The following is a 13,401-nucleotide window of genomic DNA, read 5'->3' on the forward strand; positions in this document are numbered from 1 at the left end:
TCCTACCGGCGGGCGCGCCGGCCGCTGCGGCGCGGGGCGGGCTCCTCGCCGTTCAGCAGCGCGCGGCGCCGTTCCTCGCCCGACTCCTCGACCTGGAGCACCACGCGCCGCAGCCCGTCGGCGAGGCCGACGCACTCCGCGTCGCTCAGCCGGCCGGTGACGAAGGACTCCTCCTCGTTGAACGCGGGGAACACCTCGCGCATGAACTCCTCGCCCTCCTCGGTGAGCGCGAGCAGCACCAGCCGTCCGTCGGTGGGGTGGTCGGTGCGCCGCAGCAGTCCGCGCGACTCCAGCGTGCGGGACACCCCGGTCAGCGTCCCCTTGGAGATCCCCGCCTCCTCGGCGACGTGCCGGGTCTCGGACTCGCCCCAGACCCACACCACCCACAGCACGACGAAGGCGGTCCAGGTCAGGTCCGAGCCGCGCAGCACGGAGTTCTCCAGGTGCTGCCGGACGGCGGACGCGGCCCGGTAGATGTTGGCCACCGCGGCCATCCGCTCCCGGCGGATCGGAATGCCGCCGAGCTTCGCCTGGACGAGCCGCTCCGCCTCGTTGATGGACCGCTGGCTGGGCACCGGTGCTCCCTCGTCTCGCCGTCACCGCTTCGGACATGGCCTGCGCCGCCGGCACGGAGGTTTGGGCCCGTACCAGTGACTCAGGCATCTTAGATGGCCGGATCCGCCCACCCGCGGCGCGACCGCCCGGGCGGGGCGGCGGGGCGGGGGTCAGGCGCGAGCGGCGGGGGCGGAGGCGTGGGCGAGGTCGTCCACGAGGGTGGGGGAGGGCTGGGGGATCTCGCCGTGGTCCTCGTCGTCGGTGGCGACGGGCAGCTGGTGGACGACGGCGGCCACGCGCGGTGGCAGGCGCAGGGTCAGGCCGTCGTGGCAGGCGGCGAGGGTGTCGGCCCACACGGCGGGGGGGAGCGGCCGGCCGGGCCAGGGCGCGGGCGGCGCGGCCGGGTTACGGGCTTCGGCGGCGAGCTGGTCGGCCTGGTTGCGCCAGTAGTCGGCGTCGCGGAACTCGCCGCGGGCGGCGTGCAGGAAGGAGAGGCAGCTGGCGGCGGTCGTGCTGCCGCCGCCGGCGGCGAACTGCAGCCAGAACTGGCAGCCGTCGTCGTGTCCGGCGAGGTGGAGCAGTGCGGCCAGGACGAGCGCGCCGCCGGGGTGGATGCGGCGCCGGTTGTTGGTGAGGGCCTCCAGGGAGTCGGCGGCCTCGGGCTGGGCGATGATCAGGGTCGCGGCGAGGTCGAGTTCGTGGCGGGCCTGGAGGTGCTCGGCGCCCAGGGGGGCGCGGGCGCGGACGAGTCGGCGCAGGTCGGGACCGGACACGCCGTCGGGCAGCTCGACCGGTCCGTCGGGTCCGTCGCCGTTCCCGTCGTACCGGTCCCGGGGGGTGGCTGCCCGGCGGTCGTGTCCCCGTGTCACTGCATGTCCCCCATGGTGGTGTCGGTGCCGAGGAGGCGGCGGAGCTTGGCCAGGCCGTGGCTGGTGGTGGTGCGGGCGTTGGTCTCGGTGATGCCGAGGTAGGTGGCGATCGTCGGGTAGTCGATGTCCAGCATGTAGCGGAGCACGATCATGTCGTACTGGCGCTCCGGCAGCCGCAGGATCGCCTTGTAGAGCTCCTCGTAGTCGTTGTCGAGGTTCTCCAGGCTGACGCGGGCCAGGGCGTGGGCGCCTCGGATGGCGACGATCCAGTCCGGGACGACCGCGCTGGGCGGGGCCTGGCCGGCGCTCATCTCCCGGTCGGCGATGCACCGCTTGGCGATCATCCAGGCGTGGGCCTCGATGTCGGGCTGGCTCAGCGCGCCGAGCCAGTCCTGCCCCAGTTCCCGGCGGGTGCTGCGGACCGCCTGGTCGACGAGTTCCTGGTCGTGCAACCGGGCCCAGGCGACTCCGCGCCAGGTCTCTTCGCGGCTGTCGCAGAAAGCCTGGTAGGACAGCCGATGAGTGGGGCGCACGGCTGCCCACTCGTCGTCGCTGGTCAAATGATCCTCCTCGTCGCCCGTGCGGACGACGTTCGGCCGACCCGGGGGTCGGGAACGGTGGAGTCAGGTGGAGAACGGCCGTCCTCCGTACGGACATCCAATCGTCCTGAAAAGCCTGATGTGAAGGGGATCCCAAAAAGGTTTGTATGAACTGGCATGTGATGACTTGTCAGATGGTGATCAGTCACATGCGATCAGATATCGTCACGTTGAGCTGAACGATGGCCCGCGCAAGGGTTCGCCACGCTGCGCCACGGGTTGTGGCGCGCCGGCCTGCGGGCACGACATGACGCCGACGCAGGGGGACAACGCACCATGGCAGCAGAGCAGCACGACGACATCGCCACTCCGCCGGGCGTCGAGGTCAACCTCGCCATCCACCGCCCGCACTCGGCGCGGATCTACGACTACTTCCTCGACGGCACGACCAACTTCCCCGCCGACCGGGAGGCCGCCGGGCACGCCCTCGCGGTCTTCCCCCAGGCCCGGTCGGCGGCCCGCGCCAACCGGACGTTCATGCACCGCGCCACCCGCGCGCTCGCCCGCGGCGGCGTGACCCAGTTCCTCGACATCGGCACCGGCATCCCGACCTCGCCCAACCTCCACGAGATCGCCCAGGGCATCGAACCGCGGGCCAGGATCGTCTACGCGGACAACGACCCCATCGTCCTCACCCACGCCCAGGCGCTCCTGCGCAGCAGCCCCGAAGGGCGGACCGCCTACGTCCAGGCCGACGTCCGGGACCCCGACGCCCTCCTGGACGCGGTCCGCGCCACCGGCGTCCTCGACTTCACCCGGCCGATCGCCCTGAGCCTCGTCGCCCTGCTCCACTTCGTCCCCGAGGGCGCCCACGAGATCGCCGAGACGCTCGGGAACGCGCTGCCGACCCGCGGTTCCGCCCTGGTGATCAGCCACTTCACCCCCGACTACGCCCCCCAGGACGCGGCCCGCATCGAGCAGGTCTACCGCGACAACGGCAACCCGGTCCGCGCCCGGGCCGCCGACGAGTTCGCCCGGTTCTTCACCGGCTGGGACATCCTCGCCCCCGGCATCACCTCCACCCCCCGCTGGCGCCCCGAACCGGACGCCCCGCACGTCAGCGACGCCGAGGCGTCCTGCCTCGCCGCCGTGGCCATCCGCCCCTGACCGGCCCCCGGCACCAGTCTGGCAGTCCGCCGCCCGCGATGTGAAAGCCCGTCACGACGAATCGGCCCCGCTCGCCGCGCGACCGCCCGTCGGGGGGAGCGGTACGGCGGCGGTCCGGCCGCCGCCGTACCGCTCCGGCGTCTCTATGTCCCCGGGGCGACCGGGCTGATGGTGTCGCCGATGTCGCCCAGGAGGAGGGTCGCCCGGTCCTCCGGGTCCACCGAGTAGAACCTCTCGTCGAGGACGCCCGACAGGTGGCCGACGTGGAGCGTCAACGCGACCTCCCGCCGCTCCGCGTACCGGGCCAGCGCGAGCGCTCCCTCGGCGGTCGCGTGGCAGGTGAAGACGTCGACGGCGGCGCCCGGCCGGGCCGTCAGGTGCATCACCGCCATGAGGGTCACTCCGCTGGCCACGACGCCGTCGACGACCACCAGCCGGTCGCTCCGGGCGGGAAGCCGGTGGTCGACGCCGACCAGCAGGCCGCCGGCCGCGGGCATGCGCTTGGCCTGCGGCGTCCAGCCCTGGTGGCGGGGCAGCACACCGAGCAGTTCGGCCAGGATCCGCCCCTCGCGTTCCGGTGCGACGACGACCGTCCCCGGGACGGACGCGGCGTCCGCCACCCGGACGGGCAGCATGCCGTAGATGTCGAGCAGGGCGCGGAGGTAGCGGCGGCGGTGCGCCGCCTGCTGCTCGGGGAGGTTGGCGACCGCCGTCACCACCGCCATCCGCTCGACCACGCCGGGGTGCTGGTCGGAGGCGACCCGTACGCTGCCCGGCAGTTCGCCCGGGGCGTGCAGGGACTCCAGCACCTGGGGGTCGAACCGCAGCAGGTGGGTGAAGCGGGTGCCGTGGTTCCGCTCGTACGTCTCCACCGTGCGCCGGGCGTCGGGGAGGAGAGCGTCTCTTCGCACGGTACGGGGCACTGGTGACCGGCCTCCTCGGATCGGCTTCCGCTAGTGGTTGTCGAGGCTCGGGACGAACGCGACCGGGAGCGAGTCGAACCCCCAGAGGAGGTTCGAGCGCAGGCGACGGACCGGCCCGGTGACCTCCACCGTCCGGACCCGCCGGGTGAGTTCCTGGAACAGCACGGTCAGTTCGAGCCTGGCGAGCGCCGCGCCGATGCAGTAGTGGTTGCCCACGATGAAACCCAGGTGGCGGTTGGGGGAGCGCTCGATGTCGAAGCGCTCCGGGTCGGCGAAGACCTCCTCGTCGCGGTTGGCCGACGGCAGCCAGGCCACGACGTGGTCGCCGGCGCGGACGGGCCGCCCGCCGAGTTCCACGTCCTCCCTGGCCGTGCGGAGGGAGTGCATGACCGGGGACGTGTAGCGGATGATCTCCTGGATCGCCGAGGGCATCAGGCCGGGGTCCGCCCGGAGCATCCGCCACTGCTCCGGGTCGCGGGCGAGGGCCAGCAGCCCGCCCACGGTGGCGTGCCGGGTCGTCTCGTTCCCGCCGGATATCAGGGCGTCGCAGTTGTAGAAGACCTCCTGTTCGGTCAGCGGCACCCCGTCGATCTCGCCGCACACCAGGGCGCTCAGGAGGTCGTCCCGCGGTTGCTTCCTCCGCTCCTCGGCCAGTTCCTGGAAGTAGCAGAGGATCTCGGTGTGCGCCTGGACCTTCCTGGCCTCCTCCGCCGCGTCGAGCGCGGTGGAGCTCCAGGCGAAGCGGGTCCGGTCGACCATGAACTCCCAGTCGGCCTCCGGGACCCCCATCAGGTCGCAGATGACCGAGACCGGCAGCGTCTGTGCGACGCGGGTGAACTCGCAGCCGCCCTCGGCCACCGCCTCCTCGATGGCGCGCGCGGCCGTCCGCCGCATGGTGGCTTCGAGCCGGTCGACCGTCCTGGGCGTGAACGCCGAGCTGACGACCTTGCGGATCCTGTCGTGCCGGGGAGGGTCGGTGACGTTGAGCATCCGGCCCGCCGCCGCGGCCAGCACCCGCGGGTCGGAGTCCAGCCGCATGCCGTTCTCGGAGCTGAACACCCGGGGGTCCGTCAGCACGTCCGTGCACAGGCGGTGCGTCATGACCGCCCAGAAGAACTCGCCGTTGGCCCGCTCGTTCCGGTACACCGGCTGCTCGGCGCGCAGCCGCGCCCACACCGGCTCCGGATCCGAGGTCTGGTAGAGCAGCGGATCCGACAGGTCGATGGTCATCCATGGCTCCGGATGTCGGTGGAGGTGGAAGTGGAGGTGGAGGTGGGGCGTGAACGGTCGGCGGGAGCGCGGTCAGAGCAGGGCGTCCGACACGGCCGCGGCGAGCCCCTCGATGGTCGGGGACTCGAACAGCACGCGGACCGGAAGGCTGACGTTCAGCCGCGCGCGGATCCGGGTGATCAGGCCGGCGGCGAGCAGGGAGTGGCCGCCGAGCTGGAAGAAGTCGGCGTCCACGCTGATGTCGCGCCGGTCGAGGAGCTCCTCCCAGATGGCCGCCAGCGCGGCCTCGACCGGCGTGCGCGGAGCGGTGTACGCGGCGCCGGCGTCGGCGGAGCCGGTGTCCACGGGGGAGGTGAGGGCGGCGCGGTCGATCTTCCCGTGCGGTGTCAGGGGCAGTTCCGCGAGGAAGCGGACGCGGGGGGGAACCATGTACCACGGCAGTCTCCGGCGGAGGAATCCGATCAACTCCCGCTCCGTCAGGGCCATGTGAGCGTTCACGACCGCGTGAAGACCCAGGGCCGGGTTGTCCGGGTCGCTGTCGTCCAGCACCACGGCGCACGCCCGGACGGCGGGGTGTTCGCCGGCCACCGCCTCGATCTCGCCCGGCTCGACCCGGTAGCCGCGGATCTTCACCTGGTGGTCCCGGCGGCCGACGAACTCGATGCAGCCGTCGGCGTCCGACCGTGCCAGGTCCCCGGTGCGGTAGAGGCGGCCTCCCGGCGCTCCGGGGAACGGGTCCGCCACGAAGCGCTCCGCGGTCAGGGCCGGCGCGTCGAGGTAGCCGATGGCCAGGCCCGCGCCGCCCAGGTACAGCTCGCCCACCGTGCCCGCCGGTACGGGGGCCAGGGACTCGTCGAGGATGTGGCACCGCACGTTCGCGACGGGGTGGCCGATGGGGACGGAGGAGAAGCGGTCCGGGCTCCAGTCGGCCCCCGGTTCGAAGACGGTCGAGGTGATGGTCGCCTCGGTCGGGCCGTAGACGTTGCACCAGCGGATCCGCTCGCCGACCCGTTCCCGCCAGGTCAGCAGGGCGTGGCGCGACGCCTGCTCGCCCGCCACGACCAGCAGACGGAGCGACGACTCCTCGGCCAGCCGGACCAGGCAGTCCTCCTCCCGCACCCAGCCGTGCCAGAAGGCGGTGGGGACACTGAGGAAGGTGGTCCCGGTGTCGATCACCTGCCGGGTGAGGGCGCGGTACGTCTGCCGGAGCGGGTCGCCGTCGAGGACCAGGGCGGCGCCGTGCAGGAGCGGCGGGAAGATCTCCTCGGCGGCGGCGTCGAAGCCGAGGGGCCGGCACTGCAGGACCCGGTCGCCCGGCCCGAACCGGAAGTGACGGTTCACCGCGGAGCTGTGGTTCGCGAGCGAGCGGTGACCGACCAGGACGCCTTTGGGCCTGCCGGTGGAGCCGGAGCTGTAGATGACGTAGGCGGGGTCCGCTCCGGAGCCGGTTGAAGTGGAGCCGGCCGGTGGTTCGGTGGGCAGCGTGTCGAGGTGGGTCCGGACGTCGTCGAGGTCGACGATCCCGCCCCGGTAGTCGGCGAAGAGCGGGGTGAGGCCCTTCCGCGTCAGCAGGGTGGTGGCGCCGCTGTGCTCCAGGACGTACCGCAACCGCTCGACGGGGTAGTCGGGGTCGAGCGGGACGTAGGCGGCGCCGGCCCGGAGGACGCCGAACAGCGCGCTGATCAGGTGCGGCCCCCGCTCCAGGCAGATCCCGACGCGGTCCCCCGCGCCGGTCCCGCGGGCGAGCAGGAACCGGGCGAGCTGGTGGGACCTGTCGAGGAGCCGGCGGTAGGAGATCCGCCGGCCCTGCCAGAGCAGGGCCGGCGCCTCCGGTGTGCGCGCCACCTGTTCGGCGAACAGCCGGTGGAGGTGCGCCCCGGCGTCGGCCTGTGCCCCGGCGTCGGCCCGTGCTCCGTCGAGGTCGTGCGGGGAACCGCTCACGGCGCTACGGCCGTTCCGTTGCTGCCCGGACGATGTCGATCATCAGCCGGGTGTCCAGGAGCGCCTCGTGCGCGTTGGTGAGGGGCTGCGCTCCCGGCGCGCCGACGCACTCGTGGAAGTGCGCGAGCTGGGCCTTGAACGCCTCCTCGTAGGACCCCGTGACGGTCTCCTCCACGGCGGCCCCCCTGGCGGCGCCCGGCCCCGCCGGTGCCTCGTCGCGCCAGATCCGTACGGTCGACGGCGCGTTGGGCAGGAAGGGGTTGGAGATGTCCAGCATCACCGTGCGGTCCTCGCCCCAGACGGTGAGGCTCTCCTCGAACCGGCGGACCGAGGTGGACGAGCCCTGGAAGACGCACTGGAACCCGTCGGAGTACAGGAGCGAGGCGGTGAGCGTCGTGCCGTCCGGCGAGCAGTGCGCCTTGATGGAGGCCGGCGGCGCGGGGAAGGCGGCCCGGTAGACGTTCACGTCGTGGCTCCACACCCCGAACATGTCCATGTACGCTTCCAGCGCTTCGGGCGAGGCGGCGCCGAACTCCCGGGCGACCCGGCCGCGCCGCTCGTCCGGCCCCGCCGCCCCGTCGGGATCGCCGGGGCGGGTGATCCGGGACAGCTCGGGGATGATCCAGTTCCCGTACTCGGGGCCCACCACGATGTGGATCCTCGCCATGACGGGCCGGGTGATCCGCGCGATCTCCTCCAGGCCCCGCCGGACGCCGCTGTCGTACCGCTTCATGTAGCCCACCATGACCTTGGAGCCGGTGCGGTCGGCGGCGGCGATCACCTCCTCGGTCTCCGCGATCGTGTGGCCGAGGGGCTTCTCGGTGAACACGTGCTTGCCGTGCTCCAGGGCGGTGAGCACCGGTTCCCGGTGGTCGGTGGTGAGGACGAGGACCGCGTCCAGTTCGGGTGTCTTCGCCAGCATGTCCTCGACGGCCGCGTAGGCGTTCGGGACGTGGAAGCGCTCGGCCACCGACCGGGCCAGGTCGTAGGACCGGTCGCAGAGCGCCACGATGTCGAAGCGGTCGCGCAGCGCCGCCAGATTCGGGAGGTGCACCAGCTGCGCGATCATCCCGCAGCCCACGACCCCCACACGGACACGTACCATATCGGCCTCCTCAGAAACGGGCTGGTCCTGGTGCCGGCGGCTGTCGTCGGAGCACGTGCCCCAGGACGTCGACGACCCCCTCCAGGTCGGCCGCCGGCGAGACGTACCAGGCCGCGTCCCGTACGTGCCGGGGCACGGCGGGGTCCGCCACGAACGCGCACCTGACGCCCGGCACCCCGGGGACCCAGTCGGCGGGCGAGTTCCCGACGAGGAGGGTGCTCCTCGGGTCGCGCGCGGCCAGTCCGGCCAGGGCCACGCGCTTTCCGGACTCCGCGCGCGGATAGGGGTGGATCCCGGCGTACGAGCCGCCCGGACCGAGCTCGACGGAGACGGCGACGCGGCTCCCGGTGCTCCAGCCGGTCAGCCGGTGCCGTACGTCGTGGATGAAGTCCGGGGGCCCGAAGACGCTGGCGGACGCCAGGCGGTTCGCCCCGAAGGCCCAGGTGCGGCCGGTCGGCGGCCGGCCCCCGAACTCGGGGGCCACCGCGTCGCCGACCCGGGTCAGTCCGTGGGCGGCGGCCGCCGCCGCCACCTCGGCGCGCAGGCTCCGCAGCGCCGGGAACGGGGTGGTGACGCGCACGGTCCCGTCGACCGCGACCACGTTGCCGTTCTCGGCGATCACCGGGAACCCGGACGCCGTGCTTAGGCCGATCCGGGCGCCGAACTCCCGCAGTTGCCGGAGCGGCGAGTCCGAGCAGAGGCCCACGGCGACGCCCGCGGAGGTCAGGTGCCGCACCAGCCGCCGGAAGCGCTGCAGGGCGAGGGCGTCCGGAGGGCCGCTGGGGACCGAGGGCACCAGGGTGCCGTTGACGTCGAGGAGCACCACGGCGAACGGCTCGTGGCCGGGCCCGGTCACCGGGCGGCCGATCCGGCCGGCACGTCCGTGCCCCGCTCCTCGACCTCCGCGATCAGTTCGGACCAACTGTCCATCCCCGTCTGGAGTTTGCGCAGGACGGATATGACCGGCTCGCCCGGCTCCGCCATCCCCAGCGACAACAGCGGCCGGCGCGCGTCGGGTCGCAGGTCGGCCACCCGGAGGGTGCGCCGCAGCAGCTGGTCGACGCGGGCGACGAAGCGCGCGTTGGCCTCCAGCATGAGGGCGGCGAACTCCCGGTCGGCCCCGGTGGGGCTGCCGAGCCGGGCCGAGGTCCGGACGAAGGGGAGCCAGTACGGTGTGCGGCCCCACGTTCCGTCCGGCAGCCGGACGACGAGCCCCGAGAGGCCGAGCAGGAAGTTCCTTGGGTCGAGCAGTTCCAGGGCGGGCCCGTCCGGCCCGGCGGCGGTCCGGTAGTGGAGCACGGGGTCGACGGCGGCGCCCAGGATGGGGGAATGTGCCGAACCGCCCAGCCGGATACCGGGGATGACGTGCCGGACCCGCCGTCCAGTGTCCTGGAACAGGCGGATGACGGCGGCGACGGTCCCGCCGGTGGCGATGTCGTCCTCGATGAGGGTGTAGCCCCGCCCGGCCGGGTCCGGTGGCAGCGAGGCGATCTGGTCGCGGATGGGGGCGGCGCCGGGCCGCGGCACCAGCCCGACCTGCCGACGGCCGCCGAGCAGGAAGCCCCGGGACACCCGCAGCGGCCGGACCGCCCGGTCGAGGAGCGGATCGAGGCTCACCGGCGGCCCGCCGGTGACCCGGCGGCGGACCGCCAGTTCGAGCCGGTGCGCGTCGACCAGGTGGAACCGGAGGCCGCCGGGCCGTGGCACTACCGTGCGCAGCGCGTCCCTCAGGTCCCGCTGGAAGGCGCGGTAGGCCTCCGCGACGGCGGGAGCCGAGCCGCCCGGCGACACGGTGCCGCACCCGGCCGGTGCGCGGCCCAGGGTCCGTACGCAGTAGGAGGTGTCGTCGCGCATGACGATGGTGAACGCGCCCGTGGCGGGGGCCTCGATGCGGGTCGTGACGTCGGAGCCCGGGTCGGGGCTCACGAGGTGGTGGTCGGGGTGCGCGAGGTGGTGGCCGGGGACGGCGCGGATCACCGCGGGCTCCGCTCGCGGCCCAGGACGTACCTGCCGCGGGCGACCTCCCGTTCCCCGTCGAGCACCACCTCCAGCGGCATGGGGTGGCAGTGGAACAGGGCCAGCCCCGCGTGCAGGCCGTAGGCGCCGACGTTCGGCACCGTCAGCAGGTCTCCGACGGCCACGTCCGGAAGGCGCGCGTCCCTGGTCCAGACGTCCAGCGGGTGGCAGAGCGGGCCGGCGACGATGGTCCCGTCGGGGACGGCGGACGCGTGGGGATCGTCACCGCACTGGAACCGCGGCTCGATCCGGTCCTCCTTGCGGAGCCCCGACATCCCGCCCAGGTGGTTGACGCCGGTGTCCAGGACGACGACGCGCCGCCCCTGCGAGCGCTTGACGTCCAGCACCCTGGTCAGCAGCCGGCCGCAGCCCGCCGTCAGGTAGCGGCCCGACTCGAAGACGACCCGCCGCTCCCCGTCCGGCCAGCCGGGGAGCCCCTCTTCGAGCAGGGCGTCGAGCCGGCTCCTGAGCGCGTCGAACCGCGGCAGTGCGCCGGGGACGGCGTACGGCGCGCCGAAGCCTCCGCCGAGGTCGATCACGGGGAGCCGGCGGCCGAGCGCCGTCTCGATCCGCCGCACGACGTCGAGCCCGTAGCGGAACACCGCGAGCAGCGCGTCCACCCGGGTCAGGTTGCTGCCCATGTAGAGGTGCAGGCCGGCCAGTTCCGCGTGCTCCCGGTCCGCGAAGAGCTCGGGCCGCTCCAGCACCCAGGCCAGGTCGGCGCCGAACTGGGAGGGGCCGCCGGTCATCGCGAGACCGGCCCCGGCCGGGGGGACGGGCGGGTTGACCCGCAGCAGCGCGCGCACCCGCGTGCCCGCGGCGCGGCCCATCCGGTCGAGCTGGTCCAGGGCGTGCGGGGAGTCGACGGAGAACTGCCGGACGCCCGCCGCGAGGGCCCCGGCCACGTCCTCGTCGCGTTTGCCGGGGCCGGTGTAGAGCGCCCCGTCGGCCGGGAAGCCGGCCTGGAGGGCGGCGCGCAGTTCGCCGGGCGAGCTGACCTCGGCGTGGCAGCCGAGCGCCGCCAGCCGGCCGAGGACGGCGGGGTGCGGGTTGGCCTTGAGGGAGTAGAGCAGGGTGGCCGGGCCGGGCAGTGAGCCCACCAGCCGGCGATGGGCGTCGCTCACGGCGGCCAGGTCGTAGAGGTAGGCCGGTGTCTCCCACCGGGTTTCCGGTAACGCCGTTCTCGTCGTCGTTTCCCCGACCTCGACGTCCATAGAACCGAGGGCTCCTCATGAGTCGTGCGGGCGCACCTTCTGACGGGCTTCAGGAGACCCCGCCGGGCCGGGGAGGACAAGGCCCCCTGGAGCCCGGTGGCTGCTTTCGGTCATGTCATGCCACTTCCGGGTGACGGGGTTCCGGTTTCCCGGGCCGGTCGGCGGACGCCGGGAGACGGCTGGTCAGGCGTCGGTCCGGCGGGTCGGCGGATCCGTCTCCCGGGGCGCCGCGCCGTGCGCGGGTTGGTCCAACTCAGGTTGGCTCATTAAGAGTTGGGGTGATGGTGGTCCGTTGCTGTCCGTTGGGCGCGCCTCTAGAGTCTCGGCATCGGCCGTGGTCTGACGACGTTCGGTACCCGCAGATTCTCGGTCACGCGAAACACGCCACCAGCAGCGGCTCACGGGACAGATCGGGGTACGCACATGCAGGAGCACATCGAGCAGGTCGGTACCAAACTCGTCTACTCCGACGACCGCGTCAGGGTGTGGGTCCTGGAGCTGGACCCGGGGGAGGAGACGATCATCCACCAGCACCCCTGCGACTACGTCTACGTCGCCACGGAGAGCGGCCGGGCGGAGACCGTGCACAAGGACGGCACCGGCTACGTCGGGGAGGACAAGCTCGGCGACGCCGTCTACCACGAGGCCGGACAGCCGCACCTGCTGCGGAACATCGGGGACGGCCACTACTCGAACATCATCGTCGAGTTGCTGGCCACCACCAGGTGAGGCTGCCCCATGTCGGCTGTCGCGGCGTACGAGGCGCTCGTCGAGGCGGGTGTGGAGATCGTCTACGCGGTGCCCGACTCGCTCCTGGCACCGCTGTGCCGGGAGGCGTCGGCACGGCGTGAGATCCGGTACGTGCAGGTCAACGACGAGGCCACGGCGGTCGGCCTGGCGGCCGGCGCCCGACTGGCCGGCGCCCGTCCGCTGGTCGTGATGGAGAACTCGGGGCTGCGCCGGGCCTGCGAGACCCTGGCCCGGCTGACCATGAGCCACCGGCTGCACACCGCGCTGCTGATGTCCCGGCGCGGGGCCTTCGGCGAACCGAACTGGTGGGGAATTCCGCACGAGGAGACGATGCACCGGCACACGGCGATGCTCTCCCTGGTGACCGCGGACGTCCATTCCTGCGCGGAGTTGGCGGAATGCCTCCGCAAGGCCTATGCCACGCTCGACACCGGGCAGCGGAGCGTGGCACTCGTGGCGAACGCCGGGATGACGGCGGAACTGAGGGGTGCGCCATAGAAACCGCCGAATTCCTCGAAGCCCTGTACGCCAGGCTCCCCGCGGACTCGGTGTCGGTCGCGCCGCTCGGTCGGACGAGCGAGGTGATGTACGCGCTCCGTCCCGCCGACACCCTCTTCACCGACACCATGGGCGACGTCACCGCGATCTCCCTGGGAATGGCCATGGCGGCGGCCCCGCTGTCCGTGGTCGGCATCGACACCGACGGCGGTTTCCTGATGAACCTGTCCGTACTCACCGCACTGGGCGACCAGTTGCCGAGGCTCGGCAACTACACGCTGGCCGTCATCGACAACCACCTGTACGAGTCCGGCGGCGGGCTGCCCAGTCGTGGGACGGCCCTGGACTGGAGCGCGCTCTTCGGCGCCGTCGGACTGAAGTCGGTCCTCGTCGAAGCGCCGCACCAGGTGCCGGAGGTGCTGCCGCTGTCCGGCACGGTGCTGATCGCCTCCGTGCACAACCGGGCACCCGCACCGGACGCGCTGAAGACGGTCGACGGCGTCGAGTCCTCGTACCAGGTGGAGCGGGTGCTGGCCGAACGCACCGGGCGAACGCCGAGGCGGCCCGCGCTCAAACCGTGACCCTACCCGTGGA

The 13,401-nt window shown here is 73.0% G+C and carries 14 protein-coding genes; 4 read left to right on the top strand and 10 right to left on the bottom strand.

All coding sequences use genetic code 11. The features are described from left to right. Window positions 1-2 precede the first annotated feature (2 nt). From AMK13_RS32240 to AMK13_RS32250, 3 genes are all read right to left on the bottom strand, one after another. Entirely contained in the window at window positions 3-575 is a 573-nt protein-coding gene (locus AMK13_RS32240; protein ID WP_049650724.1) for a MarR family winged helix-turn-helix transcriptional regulator, read from the bottom strand. A 150-nt stretch (window positions 576-725) separates the two neighbouring features. Next, window positions 726-1,424 (bottom strand): hypothetical protein, encoded by a 699-nt coding sequence (locus tag AMK13_RS32245; RefSeq protein ID WP_241853123.1) that lies wholly within the window; start codon window positions 1,422-1,424, stop codon window positions 726-728. Beyond that, the gene (locus AMK13_RS32250) at window positions 1,421-1,984 is read right to left on the bottom strand and encodes an RNA polymerase sigma factor (protein ID WP_074005214.1); all 564 of its coding nucleotides are present in this window, start codon (window positions 1,982-1,984) and stop codon (window positions 1,421-1,423) included. The genes AMK13_RS32245 and AMK13_RS32250 overlap by 4 nt, the downstream gene beginning before the upstream one ends. Before the next feature lie 315 nt (window positions 1,985-2,299). On the opposite strand from AMK13_RS32250, the gene AMK13_RS32255 reads away from it, so the two are divergent. Next, on the top strand, window positions 2,300-3,130 hold the full coding sequence (locus AMK13_RS32255; RefSeq protein WP_074005215.1) for an SAM-dependent methyltransferase: 831 nt from the start codon (window positions 2,300-2,302) through the stop codon (window positions 3,128-3,130). Window positions 3,131-3,273: 143 nt separating this feature from the next. Here the strand turns inward: AMK13_RS32255 and AMK13_RS32260 are convergent, their stop codons facing one another. The 7 genes from AMK13_RS32260 to AMK13_RS32290 all read right to left on the bottom strand — a co-directional run bounded on the left by AMK13_RS32260 (window position 3,274) and on the right by AMK13_RS32290 (window position 11,469). Beyond that, window positions 3,274-4,053, bottom strand: a complete 780-nt coding sequence (locus AMK13_RS32260; protein ID WP_143204684.1) for a hypothetical protein — start codon at window positions 4,051-4,053, stop codon at window positions 3,274-3,276. Between the two features lie 30 nt (window positions 4,054-4,083). After that, window positions 4,084-5,283: a cytochrome P450 gene (locus AMK13_RS32265; RefSeq protein WP_074005217.1), complete on the bottom strand. Its 1,200-nt coding sequence runs from the start codon at window positions 5,281-5,283 to the stop codon at window positions 4,084-4,086. Between the two features lie 72 nt (window positions 5,284-5,355). Then, a complete protein-coding gene (locus AMK13_RS32270) occupies window positions 5,356-7,224 on the bottom strand; it encodes a non-ribosomal peptide synthetase (protein ID WP_198959479.1) in 1,869 nt (622 codons plus the stop codon). Between the two features lie 4 nt (window positions 7,225-7,228). Continuing rightward, a complete protein-coding gene (locus tag AMK13_RS32275) occupies window positions 7,229-8,329 on the bottom strand; it encodes a Gfo/Idh/MocA family protein (protein WP_079272685.1) in 1,101 nt (366 codons plus the stop codon). A gap of 10 nt (window positions 8,330-8,339) precedes the next feature. Next, window positions 8,340-9,185 carry a hypothetical protein gene (locus AMK13_RS32280; protein WP_074005219.1) on the bottom strand — a complete coding sequence of 282 codons (846 nt, stop codon included), beginning with the start codon at window positions 9,183-9,185 and terminating at the stop codon, window positions 8,340-8,342. Then, window positions 9,182-10,306, bottom strand: a complete 1,125-nt coding sequence (locus tag AMK13_RS32285; protein ID WP_074005220.1) for a hypothetical protein — start codon at window positions 10,304-10,306, stop codon at window positions 9,182-9,184. Before AMK13_RS32285 ends, AMK13_RS32280 begins: the two co-directional genes overlap by 4 nt. Then, window positions 10,303-11,469, bottom strand: a complete 1,167-nt coding sequence (locus AMK13_RS32290) for a type III PLP-dependent enzyme (protein ID WP_198959480.1) — start codon at window positions 11,467-11,469, stop codon at window positions 10,303-10,305. The genes AMK13_RS32285 and AMK13_RS32290 overlap by 4 nt, the downstream gene beginning before the upstream one ends. A 513-nt stretch (window positions 11,470-11,982) precedes the next feature. Here AMK13_RS32290 and AMK13_RS32295 point away from each other — a divergent pair. From AMK13_RS32295 to AMK13_RS32305, 3 genes are all read left to right on the top strand, one after another. Beyond that, complete coding sequence (locus AMK13_RS32295; RefSeq protein WP_198959481.1) at window positions 11,983-12,288, top strand: hypothetical protein; 306 nt, start codon at window positions 11,983-11,985, stop codon at window positions 12,286-12,288. A 9-nt stretch (window positions 12,289-12,297) separates the two neighbouring features. Further along, a complete protein-coding gene (locus tag AMK13_RS32300) occupies window positions 12,298-12,807 on the top strand; it encodes a thiamine pyrophosphate-binding protein (RefSeq protein WP_074005222.1) in 510 nt (169 codons plus the stop codon). 86 nt (window positions 12,808-12,893) lie between these two features. Next, complete coding sequence (locus AMK13_RS32305; protein WP_198959482.1) at window positions 12,894-13,388, top strand: thiamine pyrophosphate-dependent enzyme; 495 nt, start codon at window positions 12,894-12,896, stop codon at window positions 13,386-13,388. The last annotated feature ends 13 nt before the right edge of the window (window positions 13,389-13,401 follow it).

This window comes from Streptomyces sp. CB02056 (genome assembly GCF_001905545.1).
Taxonomy (GTDB): Bacteria; Actinomycetota; Actinomycetes; order Streptomycetales; family Streptomycetaceae; genus Kitasatospora.